A 21,486-nucleotide genomic window follows, 5' to 3' on the forward strand; every position below is an offset into this window, starting at 1 on the left:
CGGCCGTCAGCCCTCGTCCCGGGTGCCCGGGTCGGGGCGGCGCCAGACGTCCCGCTCGTGCAGCAGCTCGACCTGCTTCTCGGTGACCTCGCGCCGGTACTCCTCGTGCGCGTACGGCTTCCGGTGCAGGTAGAGGTTCTTCGGGTAGATCGGCTCCCGGTAGATGACCTGGTACTGCTCGGTCGTGAGGTCCTTGAGCCAGTTGCCGAACTGCGCGCGGGAGCGGAAGTCGCGCAGCGCCTGGATGTCGATCGTGCCCGCGACCCACGTGGAGTGCCCGGCGTAGCCGACCTGCCCGACGACGTCCCCCCGGTAGTCGCAGACCATGCTCGCCGAGCCGAAGGTGTCGATCGGGATGTCGGAGTCGGCGTCCAGGTAGTACGTGCCGACCTGGTTCCCGATCACGTACATGTTGTTGTCCAGCGCCCGGGCCCGGTTCTGGATCTCGAAGAAGCCGTTGCCGGCGTGTGGGTGCGGGTACGGGCCGCGGTAGGCGACCTCGCAGCCGTTCATGGCGAGGCCGCGGGCGTTCTCCGGGTACGACGCCTCGTTGGCCATCATCACGCCGAGGCGCCCGATCTCGGTGTCCGCCACCGGGTAGAAGGCGTCGAGCCCGTCGCCGTAGAGCTCGACCCAGCGGTCCCAGACGTTGTGCGGCGTGACCGAGTGCTCGACCGGGAGCAGCGGCACCACCTTGTGGTGGACGAGGACGATCTCCTCCTGCGGGGAGATCGCGAACCCGACGTTGAAGAACCGGCCCGGGAACTCCGGGTGCCGCGCCTTCGCGGTGGCCATGACGTAGGCGTCCCACTTGGCGGCCAGCGCGCCGAGCGCGTCCGTCTCCGGGCCGGGGATGTCGATGGCGCACTCGGCGGCGAACCACTCGTGGTCGTGGTCGAGCACCTCGTCGTTGAAACCCTGCAGCGCGCCCTCGGGGATGGTGATCAGGCGAACCGGCAGGGCCATCGCCGACAGCCACGACGCCGCCTTCATCAGGTGGCCGAGGTGCTCGATGTTGCGCTTGATCTCGTCGCGGTACCGGATGCCCCGCATCGTCGGGACGAGGCCGACGACCTGGTAGGGCTCGATCACGGCGCCTCCTCGTGTCCGGCGTCCCATGTCGTCGCACGGTGAGCCTCGTCACGACCATGCCGGACCGAGGGCGCGGACGCCATCGGCAATTCCGGACGCGGCTCGACGAGTCGTGCCCGATCCGCGTCGGCGTGCGGCGGGCCGGGCGTCCCCGGCGGGTCCGCGCTCCGGGTCGGCTCAGCCCCGGTTCCGGAACAGGCGTCTGGCGTGCCTCGGCCGGGAGTGCGTCGCGGGTTCCGCGCGCGGGGACGGGATCGCGGCGGCGGTGGCGCGCTCGCCCAGGCGCCAGCCGGCGTCGTCCTCGACGGGGTTCTGCTCGGCGATCGCCTCGCGGGCCCCGGCGATCATGTGCCGGCACACCCACTCGCTCAGCCACACCCAGCACGAGTTGAGGTGGCCGCTGTACTCCCAGCCCGCCACGTCACGAACGGCTCTGGTCAGCGCGTGGGCGATGTAGAGGTAGTGCTTCGGCTCGACCCCGTGGCGCACGTAGTGATCGGCCCCCATCCGGTGCAGCACCAGCTCGAGGTCGGCCGTGTCCGACGTCGTCAGCTGCTGGACCGCCGCGAGCAGGGTCGCGGTCATCCTCTGCATCTGCCCGGTCATGTCCGTGCCGAACATCGACCGAGCCCACGGCGCCATCTCGAACAGGTGCGCGTAGAACACCTCGGCCAGTCGCTCCGGCCGGTCGGCCACGGCCCGACAGGACCGCTGAACCTCCGCCATGACCTCGGGAGTGGGCCGCCCGTCCGAGGGTCGGGTGTCCGTCCTGGCGCGGGTCGGGCCGGAGCCCGTCGGGGAACCCATCGACATGCCCTTCCGGCGGCGACACGGGGTGGGCAGGCGGTGGCGGAGGGAGCGCGCCGACCCGGGGTCATCGAAGCGGGTTACCGGCAGGTTCTCTGTGTGTGCCGCACATGTTGCGCCGTCTGCGGGCGCGGTTACGCCGACGGTGGACCCGCCGCCGTGGTCCGAAAGGCCTGCACGCGCCGTTCAGCTACCGGCGCCGGGCCGGGTGGAACGTTCGAGGGGTGCGGTGCGCCACCGGTCCGGTCCGGCGGCCGAGATGACCACTCCGTTCCTCCGTTCGGCGCGGCCTCGATGTGAGGTCCGGCAGTGGGTCCGCTCCCGTTGGAGGCGGGGGACGCGGACGCGTAGCCTCCGACCGGGGCAGGGGACCGGAACACGCCATGTGCGCCGAGCACCCGGCCCGCCGGACTGATCGTCCCGCGGCGTCGGGGCGGGTGAAGGGCGGACGATGCAGGTACGGCGCACCTCGGGCACGGCCGAGATCAATTCACTCCTGCGCGCCGGGCCGGACGACGAGGCGCTGACCGTCCACATCGAGCACCTCGGCCGCACCACGGTGGTCGCCATCGCCGGCGAGATCGACCTCGTCACCGCCGCCGGGCTGGACGAGACCCTGCAGGCGGAGCTCGAGGTCCGGCCGGCGGTCCTCGTCCTCGACCTGACCGGCGTCGACTTCTTCACCTCGGTCGGTCTGACCGCGGTCGCCCTCGCCCAGCGCGGCGCGGAGGAGCGCGGCGTCGCGCTGCGGGTGGTCGCCGACTCGCGGCGGGTGCTGCGCCCGCTGCAGATCACCGGCATGGACCGCACCCTCGCGCTGTACCCCTCCCGGGCGGCGGCGCTCGGGGACGCCTGATGGTGACCGTCCCGGTCCGGCCCGATCCGCACCCGGTCGGCGATCCGCCGGACGCGCAGGCGTGGGGCCGGGAGCCCGCCGCGGACGGCCCGCTGCTCGAGCACCGGTTCCCCGGCGAGGCCGCGCGGCTGGCGGCGGCGCGCCGGGAGCTGGGCGCATGGGCCGCGGCGACCGGGCTCGACGAGGAGACCGTGGAGGACCTGCTCCTCGCCTCCTACGAGGCCATGGTCAACGCGGCTGAGCACGCCTACACGGACGGCGAGCGGCCGGTCGACCTCAGCGCGGTGTGCACCGCCGGGGGCTGTGTCCTGGTCACGGTGCGGGACGAGGGGCGCTGGCGGCCGATCCCGGCGGACCCGGGGCACCGCGGCCGCGGCCTGGCGATGATCACGAACCTCGGCGACCACGCGGAGATCGAGCGCGGGCCCGGCGGGACCACGGTCTCGCTCTGGTGGCGCCGTTAGGCGACGCCGCCCCGCAGGATCAGCAGGGCGATGTCGTCCTCGCGGACGCCGGCGAACCGACCGAGCAGCTGGTCGCCCAGCTCCTCGGGAGCGGGGTCCACGGACACGGCGGCGCGCAGGTCCTCCAGCGCCGCGTCGAGGTCCACGCCCCGCTTCTCCACCAGCCCGTCCGTGTAGAGCACGAGCGTCCAGCGCGGGGGCAGGGCGAGCACCGAGTCCTCCCCGTGCGCGCGGCGCAGGCCGAGCATCGGGCCGTGCGCGGCGAGCGGGACCGTGCCCTCGGGGGAGGCCAGCAGCGGCGCGAGGTGCCCGGCGTTGGCGACGGTGACGACGTCCCGCGCGGCGTCGAGGACCATCACGCAGACCGTCGCGAACTCGCGCGGGTGGTACTGCCGCACCATGGTCTCGAGCCGGTTCAGGATCGCCGACGGGCCGTGCCCCTCCACGGCGTAGGCGCGCAGCGCGTGCCGGAGCTCGACCATCACCGTCGCGGCGTGGATCGAGTGGCCCGAGACGTCCCCGATCGCGAGCAGCAGCCGCCCCTCGCCGAGCTCGACGACCTCGTAGAAGTCCCCGCCGATCTCGGTGTTCTGCGCCGCCGGCACGTACCGCACCGCGACCTCGACCCCGGACGGCGCGACCGGGGCGGTGGGCAGGAACGCGCGCTGCAGGGTCAGCGCGAGGGTGTGCTCCTCGACGTAGAGCTGCAGGGAGTCGACCGCGAGCGCGGCGGCGTTGCCCAGCTGGGCCAGCAGGTCGCGCAGCTCCGTGGACAGCTCGGGCGTCCGGAGCACGATCGCGACCCGGCCGGACCGGAACCCGAACCGCAGGGCCGACGCCGGACCGTCGGCCTCGCCGCGGTCCACCGCCTCGGCCCAGGACACGGAGACCGGCCCGTCGGGCAGCGTGCCGGCGAGCCGGTCGAGCAGCCGCTGCGGGACGGCGTCGCAGCGCGGGAGGTCGTCCTCCGGGTCGGCGGGGTCGACGACGGCGCGGCGCACCGTCCGGTCCGACGCGGCGACCAGGGCGGCGGCCGGCACCTGCGCCAGGGCGGCCGCGCCCGACGCGATCGTGGTGGCCAGCTCGTCGAAGTCGACGGCGGCGTTCATCGCCATGGTCGCGCGGCTGAGCCCGGCCAGCCGCGCCGCGAGCCGCTCCGCCGCCTCCCGCGCGCGGTGGTAGCGCAGCACCGACCACACCGTGGCGCGCAGCTCGTCCGGTTCCACGGGCTCGACGAGATAGGCGTCGGCGCCGCGGGTGAGACCCTGCGCCCGGTCCTCGCCGCGAATGGCCGTGGCGGACAGGTGGATCACCGGGCGGGCGAGCACCGGATCGGCCTTGATCCGCTCGCATACCTCGAACCCGCTCATGTCCGGCAGCCCGACGTCGAGCAGCACGACGTCGATCGGGTCGGACGCCACCCGGTCCAGCGCCTCGGTGCCGGTCGAGGCCTCCACCACCCGGTACCCGGCCCGGCGCAGCCAGCTGGCCGCGACGTACCGGTTCCCGGCGTTGTCGTCGACCACCAGGATCGTGGTCCCGTCGACCACCTCGGTGCTCGTCTCCGGGCCGGTCACGGCGCCCTCCCGACGAGGTCGCGGGCGGCGCCGACCGCCGCCACCAGCACCGGCCCGGACAGCTGAGCCTTGTCGACGACGGCGGCGGTCCGGCCCAGGTCCCGTCGCCGCGCGTCGCCGAGCTGCGCGGCGGTGACCACCACGACCGGGACGGCGGCGAGGGCCGGGTCCGCGCGCATCCCGGCGAGGACCTCGGAGCCGGTCGGCGCGGGGATGTCCAGGTCCAGCAGCACGAGGTCCGGGACCGCGGCCCCGAGGGCCTGCTGCGCCTCCGGCCCCGACGCGGCCTCGGTGACCTCACCCTCGAGCCCCTCGACGATCCTCCGCAGGAGCGCCCGCACCGCCGGGTCGTCGTCGACGACGAGCACGCGGCCGAGCGGCACGACGTCCGCCGCCGCCTCGCCCGCCGGACGCCCGGGCAGGCGCAGCGTCAGCTCGGTCCCGCGGCCCGGCCGGCTGTCCATCTCCAGCGAGCCGCCGAGGATCGCGGCCAGCCGCCGCGAGTACGGCAGCCCGAGGCCGGTGCCGCCGCTGGCGGCCTGCAGGTGCCCGCGGACCTGGTAGAACTCCTCGAACACCCGCTGCTGGTGCTCGGCGGGGATGCCGATCCCGGTGTCGCTCACCCGGACCACCACCTCCCCGTCCTCCGGGTCCAGGCCCGCCCGGACCCGCACCTCGCCGCGCTCGGTGAACTTCAGGCCGTTGCTCACCAGGTTGCGGAGGATCCTGCCGAGCAGGACCGGATCGGTCCACACGACGTCGATCTCCGGCCGTTCCACGACGAGCTCCACCCCGGCGTCGGCGACCGGCCGCAGGGTGGCGCGCAGCTCGTCGAACACCGCGCCGAGGTCGGTCGGCACGATCGTGGCCCCGATCTGCCCCGACTCGGCCTTCGCCACGTCGAGCAGCTCGTTGACCAGGGACAGCAGCATCGCGCCCGCGTCGCGGATCAGCTCGACCTGGTGGCGCTGCTCCGGGTCCAGGCGGCCGCCGTCCGGGTCGAGCAGCAGCCGCGAGATGCCCAGCACCGAGTTGAGCGGGGTGCGCAGCTCGTGGCTCACGTTCGCCCAGAAGCGGGTCTTCGCCTCGCTGGCCTCGCGCAGCCGGGTGGACGCGTCGTCGAGCTCGGCGTAGAGGGCGACGACGCCGCGGTTGGTCTCCTCCAGCTCCTCGGAGAGCTCGGCGTGCAGGGCCAGCACGCCGCGGTTGGTCTCCTCGAGCTCCGCGTTGACGCGCAGCAGGTCCTCCTGCCGGGCCTGCAGGCTCTCCAGCGCCTCGAGCAGGTCCTGGTTCTGGCTGCGCAGCGTGCCGAGCGCGTCGGCCGGCCGCGACTCGCGGACGGCGGCGCGAATCCGTTCGGCCTGGTCGGGGTCGACCGCGCTGCCCGGCGGCAGCCGCTTGGTGAGCCGGACCGAGCCGCCCGCGCCCTCGTGGCTGACCTCGCACGCGTCCGTCAGCCGGGCGGCGGCCCGGACGCCCTCCAGGTCCTCGGGACGTCCGCCGGCGCCGGCCCACTCCGCGGTGAGCACCAGCGCGGGCGTGGGCTCGGCGCCGAGCGAGATCGTGATCGTGACCTCGCCGGGCAGCGTGGTGAGCTCGCGGCTCAGCTCGCTGAGCGCGGTCGCGACCCGGATCTGGTCCTGGTGCTCGAGCCCGGCCAGCGCCGCGACCTCGCGGCCGCGCTGGCGGGCGACGAACACGTCCTGCTCGCCGCGCATCCGCAGGCGGAACACCTCGCCCCGCGCGGCCGTCATCGGTCCGCCCGCGGCGCGCGGCCGACCACGACCGAGGCGTCGTCCTGGCGTACGCCCTCGTCCCGCAGCAGTGCGGCGGCGACGACCACCGGGGACCGGCGGGGCGGCGGGACCAGGTCCTCGGCCTGCCAGCGCGGCCGGACCCCGTCCGAGTGCAGGACGACGACGGCCTCGGGCGGCAGCGGGTAGTCGTAGGCCCGCAGCGTGGGCACGCGGTAGCCGGCGATCCCGCCGACCGAGATCATGCTGCGCTTGGTCGTGCCGGTGACGACGGCGCCGGCCACGTTGCCGACCCCCGCGAACCGCACGACCCCGGCGTCGGGGTCCAGCTCGGCCACCGCGACCGCGCCACCGCGGGTGCCGGACATGGCCCCGTGGATGGCCCGGAGCGCGTCGACCGGGCTCGACGGCGGGCGGTCGGACTCGGCGAAGGAGCGCACCGCCTCCCGGGAGGCGGCGGCCGCGAGCGGGCCGTGACCGGCGCCGTCGCACAGCATCAGCCAGAGCCGGGAGCCCTCCTCCCGCAGTGCGTAGGCGTCCCCGCAGAGCTGCTCGCCGGACAGCGGGCGGGTGATGCCCGCCGCGCCGGGCCCGGGCGGCCCGGCGTCGCGCTCGGGCCGGAACCGGGCCACGAGCACGGTGCCCTTCCCGGGGCGCGAGCCGATGTCGAGCGCGTCGGCAAGTCGGCCGATCGTCCCCAGGCCGACGCCGAGGGTGCCGCCGGTGGAGTGCCCGTCCCGGCTCGACGCCGGCACGTCGTTCATCCCCGGCCCCGAGTCCACGGCGACGACCTCCACACCGCCGACCTGGTCCAGGTGCACCGCGCGCAGCAGCAGGGCCCCGCCGCCGGCGTGCCGGAGCACGTTGGTGCCGATCTCGGTGACCGCCAGCCCGACCTCGGCCACCCGCGACTCCGGGAAGCCGAGCTGCTCGGCCAGCTTCTCGGCCGCGCGGCGGGCCCCGCCGGAACCGCTCGGGTCGTCCAACGACAGCCAGACGACGTCCTCGACCCGGGGCGCGATCACCGGGTCCACTTGACCACGGTGACCGTCGTGCCGCGGCCGACGGCGGTGTCGATCGCGAACTCGTCGACGAGCTTGCGCGCGCCGCTGAGCCCGAGACCGAGCCCGGAACCGCTGGTCCACCCCGGGGTCAGGGCCTGGTCGACGTCCGGGATGCCCGGACCCTCGTCGGCGAAGACGGCCCGGATACCGGACCGCCCGTCCCGGCTCAGGGTCTCGACCGTGGCCGTGCCCGAGCCGCCGTGCACGAGCGTGTTGCGGGCCAGCTCGCTGGCCGCCGTGACGAGCTTCGTCTGGTCCACCAGCGACAGCCGGACCTCCTGGGCGCGCGCCCGGACCAGCTGCCGGACCCGGACGACGTCGTCGCCGGTCCGGATCGGCAGCTCCTCGACCCCGGTCGAGGTGGTCACGCCCCGGCGGCCGGGCCGCCGCCCTCCGCGACGGGGACGAGGTCCGCGTCCGCCTCGTCGGCCTGCCGCACCTCGCGGCGGTCGGAGAGCGCGCGCAGGATCTTCATCCCGCGCTCGACGTCCAGGGCCGTGCGCACGCCCGCCAGCGAGAGCCCCAGCTCGACGAGCGTGATCGCCACCGCCGGTCGCATCCCGACGACGACGGTCTCGGCGTCGAGCAGCCGGGACAGCGCCGCGATCGAGGCGAACATGCGGCCGATGAAGGAGTCGACGATGTCGACCGCGGAGATGTCGATGAGCACGCCCCGCGCGCCCGTGGAGACGATCCGCTCGGCCAGGTCCTCCTGCAGCGCGAGGACGGTGTTGTCCTGCAGGTCGATCTGGATGGAGACGAGCAGCGCGTCGCCCAGGGACAGGACCGGCACCCTTTCCACGGTCAGCGGCTCCCGGCCCGGCGGACGACCTCGACGCCCGTGCCGCGCATGGCGTGCAGCAGCGCGTCGGCCAGCGTGGACTTGGTGGTGATGTCGCCGAACTCGATGCCGAGCGTCACGATCGTCTGCGCGATCTGCGGCCGGATGCCCGAGATCGTGCACTCCGCGCCCATGAGCCGGGCGGCCACGACCGTCTTGAGCAGGTGCTGCGCCACCTCGGTGTCGACCGCGGGCACGCCGGTGATGTCGATGATCGCGTGCTCGGAGCCGGTGTCGACCAGGGTCTGCAGCAGCTTCTCCATCACGATCTGGGTGCGCGCGGAGTCGAGCGTGCCGATCAGCGGGACGGCGACCACGCCCTCCCACAGCTTCACCACCGGCGTGGTGAGCTCCAGCAGCTGCTCGGCCTGCTCGCTGATCACCTGCTCGCGGGCGCGGGCGAAGCTCTCGAAGGTCACCAGGCCCAACGCGTCGACCCAGCGCGAGGCCTCCAGGACCGTGGCGAGGTCGCCGTCGCCGTCCTCGTCCGCCGCCGCGAACAGGGCGTCCTTCAGCGCGAACACCGCCGAGGCCGTCTCGGTCGGGCTGAAGCCGCGGCGCGCCCAGTCCCGGGAGAGCTCGGTGAGGAACCCGCGGGCGCCGGCGTAGGCGTCCGTCCGGACGTCGAGCCCCCCGTCGGTGGCCTCGACCAGCACGGACAGCAGGTCCGAGCAGGTCCGCCCGAGCTCGCCGGTCGTCAGCCGGCCGCGCAGCGGCTCCTCCGCCGCCTCGACCCAGCGCCGCAGCACCTTGTCCCCGCTGCGCAGCAGGGCCCGCACGCGCCCGCCGTCCGCCTGCGTCATCGCCACCTCCCGTGACCGTCTTCCGGCTGCACCTAACCACAAGGGTGAGGTGCGGGATCCGGCGCGGCGGGGTCGCGGGCACGCGGGTGAACCGTCGTCGCCGTCCGCCGCAGGCCGGTCGCTCTGCGCGACGCCGAGAGGCGTGCTTCGGGCGGGCCTGGGCGGGTAGCCGGGTGACTCCGTCGAGGAGAGGAGCACGTGATGGCCGAGTGCGAGGTCTGCGGCAACGACTACGACATGGCCTTCGAGGTGCACGCCCAGGGCGCGGTGCACGTGTTCGACAGCTTCGAGTGCGCGATCCACCGGATGGCGCCGGTCTGCGAGCACTGCAGCTGCAAGATCATCGGGCACGGGGTGCAGGCCGGCGGGAAGTTCTTCTGCTGCGCCCACTGCGCGTCGCACGCCGAGGGCGGGGAGGCGCTTCGGGACAGGGCGTGACCGTCAGGCCGGGCGCCGGCCCGTGAAGGAATGCACGATGCCGCGCTGCCAGCCGGTCACCGGCTCCACGCGGACGTCGGCGAACCCGGCCTCGCGCATCCGCGCCGCGAGCCGCCCGGCGCCGTCGAAGTCCAGGACGCTGCGCCAGAGGTAGCGGTAGAGGTCGGCCGAGCCCGTGACCCGGCGCCCCATCGGGATGATGATCCCCCAGGAGACGGCCGTCCAGATCGCCCGCGCGCGCAGGCTGTCCCGCACCGAGTACTCGTGCACGGCGATCGGGGCGCCCGGCGCGAGCAGGTCGTGCATCGCCCGCAGGCCGGCGTCCCGGTCGGGCAGGTTGCGCACGAGGTAGGCGGCCAGGATGCCGTCGAACGGGCCGGTGATCCCGGTCGCGGGCAGGTCCTCCAGCCGGGAGTGCACGAAGGTCACCCGGTCCGGCCAGTGCTTGCGCCGCGCCTCGGCGATCATCTCCGCCGAGCCGTCGACGGCCACGATCTCGGCGTCCGGGGCGGCGGCGAGCAGCGCCGCCGTCGACGCCCCGGTCCCGCAGCCCAGGTCCAGCAGCCGCGGGCCGGTGGCGCGCCGAGACGGAGCTTGGGGAGCCGCGCATCGGGTGAGCCGGCGGGCCGACAGTCGCAGGTGCTCGTGGTAGCCGGGGTTGCGGCCGACGAGCCGGTCGTACGAGGCGGCGTGGTCGTCGAAGGCGCCGGGCACGGTGGCCGGGCCGATCGGGTCGCGGGGCACGGGGAGATCCTGGCCCGGCCGGGGGCGATCGTGCACGGTGGACCCATGGGCACGACGGCCGCGACGGTCTGGGTGGTCGCCGGGGCGCCCGGCGCGGGCAAGACGACGGTCGCCGAGGCCCTGCTCGCCGCCCTCGACCCCGTCCCGGCGCTGCTGGACAAGGACACGCTCTACGGGGGCTTCGTGGCCGCGACCCTGGCCGCCGCGGGCCGGCCGCCGGGCGAGCGCGAGGGACCCTGGTACGACGCGGCGATCAAGGTCCACGAGTACGCCGGGCTCACCGCCACGGCCCGGGAGATCCGCGGGTACGGCTGCCCGGTGCTGCTCTCCGGCCCCTTCACCGGGCAGATCCGCGACCCGGACCGCTGGCGCCGGTGGGTGGCCGAGCTCGGCGGCGACGACGTGCGGCTGGTCTGGGTGCGCTCGGACCGCGCGACCCTGCGGGAGCGCCTGGAGCGGCGCGGGTCGCCGCGGGACACGGGCAAGCTCGCGCACTTCGACGCCTTCGTGGCCCGGATGCGCCCGGACGAGCCGCCGCCCGCCCCGCACCACGAGATCGACAACCGGCTCGGGGCCGCGCCCGTCGCCGCGCAGGTCGCGGCGCTCGTGGGTCAGCGCAGCCGGTACCAGGTGCCCTCGGGGCCGGATCGGACCGGCGCGTAGTCCCGCGCCAGGACCGCCCGCAGGTCCGGGCCGCGCTCGACGAGCCAGCCCGCGGCCTGGTCGTCGACCAGCACGACGGTCGGCCGGACGGCCGCGACCTCCCCGGCCAGCTCCCGCCACTGCCGGTCGGCCATGAGGTCGTAGTCCCAGCCGTTGGTGCGCACGACCAGCGGCTTGCCGGCCAGCAGGTGGTAGAGCGGGTCGCCGAGGACGAAGAGGCTGTCGTCGGGCCGCAGGCCGGCGGCCGCGATCTCGGCGCGGATCGTGTCGTAGCCCGCGACCCGCTCGTCGATCCGCGCCCGGCTCGCCGCGGTGACCCCGCCGCCGTCGAGCACGGCCGGGACGGACCAGCTCGCGAGGTGCGCGAGCATCGGCAGGCAGGCCACGGCCAGCAGGACGGCCGTTCGGCCCCGCCGCGGTCCGCGGGCGAGCCGCGGCGCGAGGTCGTCGAGCCCGCGCAGGGCCAGCACGACCAGCGGCGCGCACAGGAAGTACCACTGGTACCACCAGCCGAACTGCGCCGCGACGGACGCGGCGTGAAGCACCGCGAAGGCGACCATCGCGAGGTCGAGCGGGTCCCGGCGGCGCACCGTGGTCGCGAGCCGCCACCCCGCGAGCAGCACGACGGGCGCGGTCCAGAGGAGGTACCGCCCGAGACCCTCGAGCAGCCGGGCGGGGGAGCGGGAGCCGTGGGCGGCCCCCATGTCCAGGGCGTCGACCAGCCAGACCCGCAGGGCCGCACCGCCGGCGCCGCGGGTGGCCAGCCAGGCGAGCACCAGCAGCACCGGGACCAGGGCCACGACGACGACCACCGGCACGGCGCCGACCCGGGCACGCCCACGCAGCCGCAGCACGAGGAACACGAGCAGCGCGAGGCCGGTGACGGCGGCGAGCGGCAGCTTGAACACCCCGACCACCCCGACGCACAGCGCGGCGCCCACGATCCGCCGCCGGCCCGGCGTCTCCGCGGGGTCCGCCGCGACCAGCGCGAACGCGCCCACCGCCGGGAGCAGGCAGAGCATCTCGAGCTGGCCGAAGTCGCCCGGGCCGGCGGAGGCCAGCAGGACGCCGGTGGCCAGCACGGGAAGCCGGCGGCGCACCCACGGCGTGACGGTCCGGCGGCGCAGCAGCACCCACACGCAGGCCCCGAACGCGACGGCGGCGAGCACGTCGAGCAGCCGGGCGCCGGTCTCGCCGAGCCCGAGCGCGTCGGCCAGGCCGTACCAGAGGAAGACGCCGGGCTGCTTGACGTCCCACAGCTCCGTGTACAGCGTTCCGCCGTGCAGGACCTGCCGGCCGATCAGGGAGAAGATCGCGTGGTCACCGCGGAAGGGGTAGGTGACGACGGTCAGGGAGAGCAGGACGAGGGTCGCCGCCGCGACGGCGATCTCGGCCACGAGGAACGAGCGGTGGACGCGGATGGGTCCGGTCGCGGGTTCCCGGGGTGCGGGTACCCGGGCCTCCGTCGCCTGCTGCGCGCCGAGGGCCCCCGACCCGTTCCGTACCTGCACTGCCGAACTCCCTCACGTGCGCCGTCCGCGGGGAAGATCGACGCCGGGCGGGCCGCCGTTTCTCCGGCGCCGGGAGCAGTACCCGATCGGGCGGTCAGGCACGTGGGTCGTGCACCGCGACCACCCGCTTGCCCACGGCGTCCTCACGCAGGGGCAGGTCGACGACGCCGTGCAGGACCCAGCTGACCGCCCACGACTCGGTGGTGACCGACGGCGTGAGGTCCGGCGGCAGGGTCAGCGAGAACGGCAGGTCGCGGGGTGCGCCAGGGCTGAGCCTCACCGGCCCGGACACCGTGACACCTGCCCTGCGCTCGGCGGTGAGCACCCGGTCGGCCCGGGTCTCCACCAGCAGCAGGTCCACGCGCAGGGCCCGGGCGTCGAGCTCGGTGCGGGCGTCGACGCGCAGCCGTCCGGTCACGGTGGCGCCGGCCGGGACCGAACGCTGCGGCAGGCCGTCGAGGGTGATGCGGGCCAGCCGGTCCGAGTCGCCGCGGGGCTCGGTCACGGCGTCGACCGGGCCGCCGACGGCGAGGACGGTGATCGCGAGGCGCTCGTCCGTGCCGGGTGCGGTCACCTGCACGAACCACTCCGAGCGCAGCGCCTTGCCGGTGCTCGTCGGGGCGCCCCAGACCTCGGAGCGGAGGATCTCGTAGCGGTAGTCGTCGGGGTCGTCGACGAGCGGGTCGTCGTCGATCTCGGGGAAGGCCACGCTGCGGTCGGGGACCCGGAGGTCCACCACGACCTCGACGGCCTCGCCGGCGCGCAGGGAGCGGCCCTCGAAGACGTACCGGCCGTCGACCGCCCAGGAGTCGGTCCAGCTGCTGCCGCTCTCGCTGACGCTGTCGGCGTGCAGCAGCGCGACGACGATCTCGGGGTCGGGCAGGTCGGTGCCCGGCGTGAGCCGCACCCGCGCCCGGACCGTGTCGCCGGGCCGGTACACCTCCCGGTCCGTGCGGATCTCCACCGCCGCCGCGCGCCTGCGCCGCCCGAACACCACGTCGACCACCCCCGTGCAGACCTCTCCGTGGAGATCACGCTCCGGCCGATCCGGCCGTTACGGACGACCCCGAGAACGGGACGCGGCCGGACCCCCGGAGGGATCCGGCCGCAGCCGCCCGTCGCGCCCGGGTCGCTCAGGCGCGCCGGTTCTCCGAGCTGAGCATCCAGGCCTGCTTCTCCAGGTCGACGATCACCGCGTGCAGCAGGTCGGCGGTCGAGGGGTCCTCGGCGTCGACGGCGTCGTGCACCTGGCGGGCGGTGGCCGCGGTGCGGTGGAGGAGCTCGCTCATCGCGTTGACGGCGGCGGTGGTGTCCTGCTCGCCGGTCAGCTGACGGGGCAGCGAGGTCGTCTCGGCGACGGTCCGCGGGCTGCCGTCCGGCACCGCGTAGAGCGCGCGCATCCGCTCGGCGATGGTGTCGCTGTGCTCGCGCGCGACCTCGACGATCTCGTCGAGCTGCAGGTGGAGGTCGCGGAAGTTCGACCCGACCACGTTCCAGTGGAACTGCTTGCCCTCGAGGTGCAGGGCGACCAGGTCGACGAGCACCTTCTGCAGGTTCGCCTCGAGCTCGGGCGAGGCGGTGAAGGGACGGAAGGCGGTGGGGGCGCTGGTGGTGGTGTTCGTGGCGGTCATGATTCCTTTGTACCCTACTTTGGACCGAGTCAAGTTGTGATGCTGGTCAAGTTAGTGACCGCATCCAAAGTATTGGGGTAGCCTCACCTGCATGGATGACCTCACCGCCCTGCTCCGGGGGAAGGGGCTGCGCAGCACGCCGCACCGGCGCGCGGTGCTGCACGCCCTCGCCGACCGGCCGCACTCCACGGCCGTCGAGGTGGCGGAGGTCGTGGCGCACGCGGGGGCGGCCGCGGGGCCGTCGGCGGTGTCCGAGCTGTCCCGGCAGGGCCTCTACAACGTGCTCGAGGACCTGCGCCGCGTCGGGCTGGTGCGCAGCATCGAGCCCGCCGGCTCGGCCACCCGGTTCGAGCTGCAGCACGGCGACAACCACCACCACCTGGTCTGCCGCGTGTGCGGCCGGGTCCGGGACGTGCCGTGCGCCGTCGGTTCCGCACCGTGCCTGGAGGCGGGGCCCCAGGAGGGCTTCGAGATCGACGAGGCCGAGCTCGTGTTCTGGGGTCGCTGCGCGGAGTGCGCCGCGCGCTGAGGCTTCCACGACAAGGTGAGGCTGGCCTAATGTTCTCGCGTGCCGCCTCGCCGCCTGATCGTCCCGTTCGTCCTGCTCGTCGGACTGCTGCTCACGGCCTGCTCCTCGGCCGAGCCCGCGGCGCCCGCCCCGTCGGCCGAGCCGGTCACGATCACCCACCTCTTCGGCACGACGACGATCCCGGCTCCGCCCACCCGCGTCGTCACGTTGGGGGTCACGGACGCCGACGCGGCGCTGGCGCTCGGCACCACGCCCGTCGCGCTCACCGGCTACGCCTTCTACAGGTCGGCCGGCGGGCTCGGTCCGTGGGCGCGCCCGCTCGTCCGCGGTGACCAGCCGGTCCTCCTCGAGAGCGACTCGCAGCCGAACCTCGAGCAGATCGCCGGGCTGCGGCCGGACCTGATCATCGGGATCAACGCGGGCTTCGACCGGTCCGTCTACGAGAAGCTCTCGGCGATCGCGCCGACCATCGCCCGGCCCGAGGGCACCGCGGCCTACGCCGTCCCGCGCAGCGACGCCACCCGCGTGATCGCGCAGGCGCTCGGGAAGCCGGCCGAGGGCGAGGAGCTGATCCGCAAGGCGGACGACGCCTACGCCGCCGCCGTCGCCGCCAACCCCGGCTTCCGCGGCAAGGTCGGCACCGTCGTGCTGCCCTACGACGGCAAGTACGGCGCCTACACCCCCGGCGACGCCCGCGGCCAGGTGATGGCCGGGCTCGGCTTCACGCTCCCGCAGGGCGTCGCGGCGCTCGACACGGGCGAGCGGTTCTTCGTCGAGGTGGCGCCGGAGCAGGCCGGGATCCTCGACGGCGACGTCCTCGTGATGCTGGCCGACCAGCCCGCCGCCCGCTCCACCGTCGACGGCGACGCCGTCCTGCAGCAGGTCCCGGTCGTCGCGGACGGGCGCATGCTCGTCCCGGACACCGACACGCGGGGCGCGATGACCTACAACAGCGTCCTCTCGGTCCCCTACGCCCTCGACCACCTGGTCCCGCAGCTCTCCGCCGCCCTCGCGACCCAGGCCTGACCGGCCCGCGGCCCGCCGCAAGAGCTGGGGCCCGCTACACCACCAACGACGTGCGCACCGTGTACTGGGAGGCGCGGTAGACGTGCGTGCCCGTCTCCACGAAGGCGCCGGTGTCGTCGTAGACCGAGCGGCGGACCGTCACGCACGCCGCCGGCTCCTCCTCGCCGAGCAGCGTCGCCTCCGCCTCGGTCATCAGCCGCGCCCCGATGCTCTGGTGCGCGATCCGGAAGCTCGCCCCCTGCGCCCGCAGTAGCGCGTAGAGCCCGGTGCGCTCCAGGTCCGGGCCGGCGACGCCGAAGTGCGCGGGCAGGTAGTTGGTGAGGATCGCCAGCCGCACCCCGTCGGCGCTGCGCAACCGCCGGATCCGGGTCAGGCGGGCCGGCAGCCCGGGCGGCTCCGGTACCTCCTCGGCGCCGCACTCGTCCAGCGACAGCAGCTCGGTCCCGGGCACCCGCCCCTCGGCGGCGAGGTCGTCGAACAGGCTGGTCAGTCGCACCTCGCGGCGCACGTGCGGCTGCACGACCTGGGTGCCGACGCCCCGCTTCCGCACCAGCATCCCGCGGGTCACCAGCTCCTGGATCGCCTGCCGCGCCGTCGGCCGGGCGAGGCCGAGCCGCGCGGTCAGCGCCACCTCGTTCTCGAGCCGGTCGCCGGGCTTGAGGACCCCGGTCTCGATCGCGCGCTCGATGGCCAGCGCGAGCTGGTGGTAGAGCGGGACCGGGCTGGTCCGGTCCAGCTCGACCTCGAACGCGACGGGGGTGTCCTCCATGGGAGCGAGGCTACAAGTGAGTACGTAACTATGTATAGACAAAGTACCGACGGACACGTAGCTTCGAAGCCGTCGGACAGCGCGTAACGAGACGTCGAAGAGGACTCGATGAGCGAACCAGCAGAGGTGTTGACCTTCGGGCGCGCCGGGGTGGACATCTATCCCCTGCAGGTCGGGGTGGGCCTGGAGGACGTCGAGTCCTTCGGCAAGTTCCTGGGCGGCACCACCGCCAACGTCGCCGTCGCCGCCGCGCGGCTCGGCCGGCGGGCCGCCATCATCACCGGGGTCGGCGACGACCCGTTCGGCCGCTACGTCCGGCAGGAGCTGCGCCGGCTCGGGGTGAGCGACGCGCACGTCGTGACCAACCACGAGTACCCGACGCCGGTCACGTTCTGCGAGATCTTCCCGCCGGACGACTTCCCGCTGTACTTCTACCGCAAGCCGAAGGCCCCGGACCTGCAGGTCACTGCCGCGGACATCGACCTCGACGCCGTCCGCGCGGCCGACCTGCTGTGGCTCTCCGTGACCGGGCTGTCCGAGGAGCCGAGCCGCGGCGCCCACCACGAGGTGCTCGCCGCGCGCGACGGCGGGCGGGATCGGGTCGGCCACACCGTGCTCGACCTCGACTACCGCCCCATGTTCTGGGAGACCCCGGCCGCGGCCACCGAGCAGATCCAGAAGATCCTCGGCCAGGTCACCGTGGCCGTGGGCAACCGCGAGGAGTGCGAGGTCGCTATCGGCGAGACCGACCCGGAGAAGGCGGCCGACGCGCTGCTCGACGCGGGCGTGGAGCTGGCCATCGTCAAGCAGGGCCCCAAGGGCGTGCTGGCGAAGAGCCGCACCGAGCGCGTCGTCTCCCCGCCCATCTCGATCACTCCCTACAACGGCCTCGGCGCCGGCGACAGCTTCGGCGGCTCGCTGGCCCACGGCCTGCTGGCCGGCTGGCCCCTGGAGAAGGTGCTCAGCCGGGCCAACGCCGCGGGCGCGATCGTCGCGTCCCGCCTGGAGTGCTCCACCGCGATGCCCACCGCCGGGGAGATCGACGTCCTCCTCGCCGGCGGCGACCCCAACGAGAAGGTGAGCGCGTGAGCTTCGCCAAGGACTACGACGAGCTCCGCGACATCCGGTTCTACGAGCCGCAGCGGATCACCGAGCTCCTGGCCGCGCGCCGGCGCCGCCCGTTCGTCCCCTCCGACGGCCGGCTGATGATCGTCGCCGCCGACCACCCCGCCCGCGGTGCCCTGTCGGCGCGCGGCCGGGCGGACGCGATGGCGAGCCGCCCCGAGCTGCTGGACCGCCTGGTCACGGCGCTGTCCCGCCCCGGCGTGGACGGCGTGCTCGGCACCGCGGACATCCTCGAGGACCTGCTGCTGCTCGGCGCCCTGGAGGGCAAGGTCGTCGTCTCCTCGATGAACCGCGGCGGCCTGCAGGGCTCCGTGTTCGAGATGGACGACCGGCTCACCGGCTACGACGTCGCGGGCACCGCGGAGGCGGGTTTCGAGGCGATCAAGATGCTGACCCGCATCGACCTCGACGACCACGCGACCGTCTCCACCCTGGAGACCTGCGCGCAGGTGGTCACCGAGGCCAACCGGGCCGGCGTCGTCGCGATGGTCGAGCCGTTCATGTCCCGCCGGGTCGACGGCCGCATCATCAACGACCTCTCCACCGAGGCCGTGATCAAGTCCGTGCACATCGCCCAGGGCCTGGGCGCCTCCAGCGCCTACACCTGGATGAAGCTGCCGGTGGTCGACGGCATGGAGCGGGTCATGGAGGCCACGACCCTGCCGACGCTGCTGCTGGGCGGCGACCCGACCGGTGCCCCCGAGGAGACCTACGCCTCCTGGAAGGCCGCGCTGGAGCTCCCGTCCGTGCGCGGCCTGATCGTCGGCCGCGCGCTGCTCTACCCCGAGGACGGCGACGTCGCGAGTGCCGTCGACACCGCCGTCTCCCTCGTCCGCCCGCAGGAGGTCGTCGCCGCATGAGCGAGCTGTACATCCCCGCCGGCACCGGTGCCGCCGACGGCTACGAGCTCGAGGTGACCCCGAAGTCCGCGGACCGGGGGACGGCAGCCGGCGGAGCCGGCGAGGTGGGTAGGCACTGGGAGCACTCCAGCCTGCGGATCGTCTCCCTCGCGCCCGGCGCCGAGCGGACCGTCGAGACCGGCACCGAGGAGATGTTCGTGGTGCCGCTCAACGGCTCCGCCACCGTCACCCTCGGGTCGGAGACCCACACGCTGCAGGGCCGCGCGAACGTCTTCGAGGGCCCGACGGACGTCTCCTACCTGCCGATCCACTCCACCGTCACGATCGCCTCGGAGGCCGGCGGTCGGTTCGCGCTGTGCGGCGCGCAGTGCGAGCAGGAGCTGCCCTTCCGGTACGGCCCCAAGGCCGAGGTGCCGGTCGAGCTGCGCGGGGCGGGGCAGGCCAGCCGCCAGGTGCGCAACTTCGGCACCGTCGGCTCCTTCGAGGCCGGCTCGATCATCGCCTGCGAGGTCATCACCCCCGGCGGCAACTGGTCGAGCTACCCCGCGCACAAGCACGACGAGGCGGGCCCGCACGAGTCGCAGCTCGAGGAGATCTACTACTTCGAGATCGCGCCCGGACCCGCAGGCCAGCCCGGCCTGGGCTTCCACCGTACGAGCAGCTCGCCGGGCCACGAGATCGACATCATGGTCGAGGTCCACGACCGCGACACCGTGCTCATCCCGTGGGGCTGGCACGGTCCGTGCGCCGCGGCGCCCGGGCACGACATGTACTACCTGAACGTGATGGCCGGCCCCGGCGAGGAGCGCGCCTGGCTCATCACCGACCACCCCGACCAGGCCTGGATCCGCGACACGTGGGCCGACCAGGCGATCGACTCCCGCCTCGGAGGCCAGTGATGGCAGCGTCGTCCACGGTCCGGCTCACCGTCGCGCAGGCCACGGTGAAGTTCCTCGCCGCGCAGTACAGCGAGCGCGACGGCGTCGAGCAGAAGCTCTTCGCCGGCTGCTTCGGCATCTTCGGCCACGGCAACGTGGCCGGCCTCGGCCAGGCGCTGCTGCAGGCCGAGCTGCAGGAGCCCGACGCCCTGCCGTACGTGCTCGGCCGCAACGAGCAGGCGATGGTGCACACCGCCGTCGCCTACGCGCGGATGAAGGACCGGCTGCAGACCTGGGCGGTCTCGTCGAGCGTCGGCCCGGGCGCCACCAACATGGTCACCGGCGCCGCGCTCGCCACGATCAACCGCATCCCGGTGCTGCTGCTGCCTGCGGACACCTTCGCCGACCGCGCGGCGTCCCCGCTGCTGCAGGAGCTCGAGCTGCCCTACGCGGGCGACGTCACGGTCAACGACGTCTTCCGCCCGGTGTCGAAGTACTTCGACCGGGTCTGGCGCCCCGAGCAGCTGCCCGCGGCCCTGCTGTCCGCGATGCGGGTGCTCACCGACCCGGCCGAGACCGGCGCCGTGACCGTCTGCTTCCCGCAGGACGTGCAGGCGCAGGAGCACGACTGGGACGCCGACCTGTTCGCGAAGCGGGTCTGGCACGTCGCGCGGCCGCTGCCCGAGAAGGCCAGGGTCACCCGCGCCGCGGAGATCATCAAGAGCGCGAAGAAGCCGCTGATCGTCGCCGGTGGCGGCATCCACTACTCGGGCGCGAACGAGGCGCTCGCCGCGCTCTGCGAGGCCACCGGGATCCCGGTGGGCCAGACCCAGGCGGGCAAGGGCACGCTGGTGTTCGACCACCCGCAGTGCCTGGGCGCCATCGGCTCCACCGGCACCACCGCGGCGAACGCCGTCGCGAAGGACGCCGACGTGGTGATCGGCATCGGCACCCGGTACGAGGACTTCACCACGGCCAGCCGCACGGCGTTCCAGAACCCGGACGTCCGGTTCGTGAACGTCAACGTGGCGCCGATCGACGTCGTCAAGCACTCCGGTGCCTCGGTCCTCGCCGACGCGCGGGAGACCCTCGAGGCTCTTCTCCCGCTGCTCGACGGGTACACGGTCGCCGACGCGTACAAGGCCGAGTACGCCGAGCTCGACCGCGTGTGGACGGAGACGGTCAGGTCCGTCTACGAGCCCGAGATCCCGAGCAACGGGGCGGCCGGCCTGCTGACCCAGAACGAGGTCATCGGGATGGTCAACGAGCTGTCCGACCCGCGCGACGTCGTGGTGTGCGCCGCCGGCTCGATGCCCGGTGACCTGCACAAGCTCTGGCAGACGCGGGACGCCAAGGGCTACCACGTGGAGTACGGCTACTCCTGCATGGGCTACGAGGTCGCGGGCGGCCTCGGCGTCCGGCTGGCCTGCCCCGACCGGGACGTCTTCGTCATGGTCGGCGACGGGTCCTACCTGATGATGGCCACCGAGCTCGCCACGGCGGTGCAGGAGGGCATCAAGGTCATCACCGTGCTGGTGCAGAACCACGGCTTCGCGTCCATCGGCTCGCTGTCCGAGTCCCTCGGCTCGCAGCGCTTCGGCACGAAGTACCGCTACCGCAACGCCGAGACGGGCCGGCTCGACGGCGGGGTCCTCCCGCTGGACCTGGCGGCGAACGCGGAGAGCTTCGGCCTGCGGGTGATCCGCACGAAGACCCCGGAGGACTTCGCGGCGGCCATCGCCGAGGCGAAGAAGGCCACGGACAGCACGGTGATCTACGTGGAGACCGATCCGCTGATCGGCGCTCCGGACTCGGAGTCCTGGTGGGACGTCCCGGTCAGCGCGGTCTCGGAGCTCGAGTCGACGCAGTCCGCGCGCAAGGTCTACGACGAGCACAAGGCGACCCAGAAGTCGTTCCTGCGGCCCAGTTCCTGAGGAGAGAAATGACGAACACGCTGTACCACTGGGCCAACGGCCAGAAGGTCGATGGCAAGTCCGGCCGGTTCTCGGACGTGACGAACCCGGCCACCGGCGAGGTCTCCGCGTCGCTGCCGT

Annotated in this window: 23 protein-coding genes; 10 read left to right on the plus strand and 13 right to left on the minus strand. The window is 74.1% G+C overall.

Features of this window, described 5'->3' with window-relative positions:
• Positions 1-6 precede the first annotated feature (6 nt).
• Together PKE99_RS34620 and PKE99_RS34625 are read right to left on the minus strand one after the other, a co-directional pair.
• A complete protein-coding gene (locus tag PKE99_RS34620) occupies positions 7-1,092 on the minus strand; it encodes a nitrilase-related carbon-nitrogen hydrolase (protein WP_037053632.1) in 1,086 nt (361 codons plus the stop codon).
• Between the two features lie 177 nt (positions 1,093-1,269).
• Positions 1,270-1,788 (minus strand): globin domain-containing protein, encoded by a 519-nt coding sequence (locus PKE99_RS34625; RefSeq protein ID WP_051738296.1) that lies wholly within the window; start codon positions 1,786-1,788, stop codon positions 1,270-1,272.
• Positions 1,789-2,350: 562 nt separating this feature from the next.
• Between PKE99_RS34625 and PKE99_RS34630 the strand changes: the two genes are divergently transcribed.
• The gene (locus tag PKE99_RS34630; protein ID WP_051738295.1) at positions 2,351-2,755 is read left to right on the plus strand and encodes an STAS domain-containing protein; all 405 of its coding nucleotides are present in this window, start codon (positions 2,351-2,353) and stop codon (positions 2,753-2,755) included.
• Entirely contained in the window at positions 2,755-3,219 is a 465-nt protein-coding gene (locus PKE99_RS34635) for an ATP-binding protein (RefSeq protein WP_081924723.1), read from the plus strand. The genes PKE99_RS34630 and PKE99_RS34635 overlap by 1 nt, the downstream gene beginning before the upstream one ends.
• On the opposite strand, the gene PKE99_RS34640 is transcribed toward PKE99_RS34635, so the two are convergent.
• From PKE99_RS34640 to PKE99_RS34665, 6 genes are read right to left on the minus strand one after another with little or no spacing between them, the layout of a single operon-like run.
• Complete coding sequence (locus PKE99_RS34640; protein ID WP_197040889.1) at positions 3,216-4,796, minus strand: fused response regulator/phosphatase; 1,581 nt, start codon at positions 4,794-4,796, stop codon at positions 3,216-3,218. The two genes, PKE99_RS34635 and PKE99_RS34640, sit on opposite strands and share 4 nt — an antisense overlap.
• Positions 4,793-6,550, minus strand: a complete 1,758-nt coding sequence (locus PKE99_RS34645) for an ATP-binding response regulator (protein ID WP_037053630.1) — start codon at positions 6,548-6,550, stop codon at positions 4,793-4,795. Before PKE99_RS34645 ends, PKE99_RS34640 begins: the two co-directional genes overlap by 4 nt.
• Positions 6,547-7,584: an ATP-binding protein gene (locus PKE99_RS34650; RefSeq protein ID WP_037053626.1), complete on the minus strand. Its 1,038-nt coding sequence runs from the start codon at positions 7,582-7,584 to the stop codon at positions 6,547-6,549. Before PKE99_RS34650 ends, PKE99_RS34645 begins: the two co-directional genes overlap by 4 nt.
• Positions 7,572-7,982 carry an ATP-binding protein gene (locus tag PKE99_RS34655; protein ID WP_037053623.1) on the minus strand — a complete coding sequence of 137 codons (411 nt, stop codon included), beginning with the start codon at positions 7,980-7,982 and terminating at the stop codon, positions 7,572-7,574. Before PKE99_RS34655 ends, PKE99_RS34650 begins: the two co-directional genes overlap by 13 nt.
• Positions 7,979-8,407 (minus strand): STAS domain-containing protein, encoded by a 429-nt coding sequence (locus tag PKE99_RS34660; RefSeq protein ID WP_306470786.1) that lies wholly within the window; start codon positions 8,405-8,407, stop codon positions 7,979-7,981. Before PKE99_RS34660 ends, PKE99_RS34655 begins: the two co-directional genes overlap by 4 nt.
• An 11-nt stretch (positions 8,408-8,418) precedes the next feature.
• Positions 8,419-9,258 carry an STAS domain-containing protein gene (locus PKE99_RS34665; RefSeq protein ID WP_037053617.1) on the minus strand — a complete coding sequence of 280 codons (840 nt, stop codon included), beginning with the start codon at positions 9,256-9,258 and terminating at the stop codon, positions 8,419-8,421.
• A 201-nt stretch (positions 9,259-9,459) separates the two neighbouring features.
• Here PKE99_RS34665 and PKE99_RS34670 point away from each other — a divergent pair, with 201 nt between their 5' ends.
• Positions 9,460-9,696 carry a metallothionein gene (locus tag PKE99_RS34670; RefSeq protein WP_037053614.1) on the plus strand — a complete coding sequence of 79 codons (237 nt, stop codon included), beginning with the start codon at positions 9,460-9,462 and terminating at the stop codon, positions 9,694-9,696.
• A gap of 3 nt (positions 9,697-9,699) precedes the next feature.
• Here PKE99_RS34670 and PKE99_RS34675 read toward each other — a convergent pair whose 3' ends face one another.
• On the minus strand, positions 9,700-10,440 hold the full coding sequence (locus tag PKE99_RS34675) for a class I SAM-dependent methyltransferase (protein WP_037053598.1): 741 nt from the start codon (positions 10,438-10,440) through the stop codon (positions 9,700-9,702).
• Between the two features lie 45 nt (positions 10,441-10,485).
• Here PKE99_RS34675 and PKE99_RS34680 point away from each other — a divergent pair, with 45 nt between their 5' ends.
• Positions 10,486-11,103, plus strand: a complete 618-nt coding sequence (locus PKE99_RS34680) for a P-loop nucleotide/nucleoside kinase family protein (RefSeq protein ID WP_051738294.1) — start codon at positions 10,486-10,488, stop codon at positions 11,101-11,103.
• Here the strand turns inward: PKE99_RS34680 and PKE99_RS34685 are convergent.
• The 3 genes from PKE99_RS34685 to PKE99_RS34695 all read right to left on the minus strand — a co-directional run bounded on the left by PKE99_RS34685 (position 11,052) and on the right by PKE99_RS34695 (position 14,245).
• Positions 11,052-12,614, minus strand: coding sequence for a hypothetical protein (locus tag PKE99_RS34685; RefSeq protein ID WP_037053594.1), 1,563 nt, complete (start codon positions 12,612-12,614; stop codon positions 11,052-11,054). The genes PKE99_RS34680 and PKE99_RS34685 overlap by 52 nt on opposite strands.
• 94 nt (positions 12,615-12,708) lie before the next feature.
• The gene (locus PKE99_RS34690) at positions 12,709-13,620 is read right to left on the minus strand and encodes a hypothetical protein (protein WP_037053591.1); all 912 of its coding nucleotides are present in this window, start codon (positions 13,618-13,620) and stop codon (positions 12,709-12,711) included.
• A gap of 127 nt (positions 13,621-13,747) precedes the next feature.
• Positions 13,748-14,245: a Dps family protein gene (locus tag PKE99_RS34695; protein ID WP_037053588.1), complete on the minus strand. Its 498-nt coding sequence runs from the start codon at positions 14,243-14,245 to the stop codon at positions 13,748-13,750.
• Positions 14,246-14,336: 91 nt separating this feature from the next.
• On the opposite strand from PKE99_RS34695, the gene PKE99_RS34700 reads away from it, so the two are divergent.
• Positions 14,337-14,774 carry a Fur family transcriptional regulator gene (locus PKE99_RS34700; RefSeq protein ID WP_037053577.1) on the plus strand — a complete coding sequence of 146 codons (438 nt, stop codon included), beginning with the start codon at positions 14,337-14,339 and terminating at the stop codon, positions 14,772-14,774.
• A 39-nt stretch (positions 14,775-14,813) separates the two neighbouring features.
• Positions 14,814-15,800, plus strand: a complete 987-nt coding sequence (locus tag PKE99_RS34705; protein WP_051738293.1) for an iron-siderophore ABC transporter substrate-binding protein — start codon at positions 14,814-14,816, stop codon at positions 15,798-15,800.
• Positions 15,801-15,834: 34 nt separating this feature from the next.
• Here the strand turns inward: PKE99_RS34705 and PKE99_RS34710 are convergent, their stop codons facing one another.
• Entirely contained in the window at positions 15,835-16,569 is a 735-nt protein-coding gene (locus tag PKE99_RS34710; protein ID WP_037053576.1) for a GntR family transcriptional regulator, read from the minus strand.
• A 108-nt stretch (positions 16,570-16,677) separates the two neighbouring features.
• On the opposite strand from PKE99_RS34710, the gene iolC reads away from it, so the two are divergent.
• Genes iolC through iolD form a run of 4 tightly spaced genes read left to right on the plus strand, consistent with a single transcriptional unit; the run spans position 16,678 to position 21,366 of the window.
• Positions 16,678-17,658, plus strand: a complete 981-nt coding sequence (iolC, locus tag PKE99_RS34715; RefSeq protein WP_037053574.1) for a 5-dehydro-2-deoxygluconokinase — start codon at positions 16,678-16,680, stop codon at positions 17,656-17,658.
• Complete coding sequence (locus PKE99_RS34720) at positions 17,655-18,554, plus strand: class I fructose-bisphosphate aldolase (protein ID WP_037053572.1); 900 nt, start codon at positions 17,655-17,657, stop codon at positions 18,552-18,554. Before iolC ends, PKE99_RS34720 begins: the two co-directional genes overlap by 4 nt.
• A complete protein-coding gene (gene iolB / locus PKE99_RS34725) occupies positions 18,551-19,453 on the plus strand; it encodes a 5-deoxy-glucuronate isomerase (RefSeq protein WP_037053570.1) in 903 nt (300 codons plus the stop codon). The genes PKE99_RS34720 and iolB overlap by 4 nt, the downstream gene beginning before the upstream one ends.
• On the plus strand, positions 19,453-21,366 hold the full coding sequence (gene iolD, locus PKE99_RS34730) for a 3D-(3,5/4)-trihydroxycyclohexane-1,2-dione acylhydrolase (decyclizing) (protein WP_037053567.1): 1,914 nt from the start codon (positions 19,453-19,455) through the stop codon (positions 21,364-21,366). Before iolB ends, iolD begins: the two co-directional genes overlap by 1 nt.
• Positions 21,367-21,486: the final 120 nt, after the last annotated feature.

Origin of the sequence: Pseudonocardia halophobica, from assembly GCF_027922425.1 — a bacterium.
In the GTDB taxonomy this organism is placed as follows: domain Bacteria; phylum Actinomycetota; class Actinomycetes; order Mycobacteriales; family Pseudonocardiaceae; genus Pseudonocardia; species Pseudonocardia halophobica.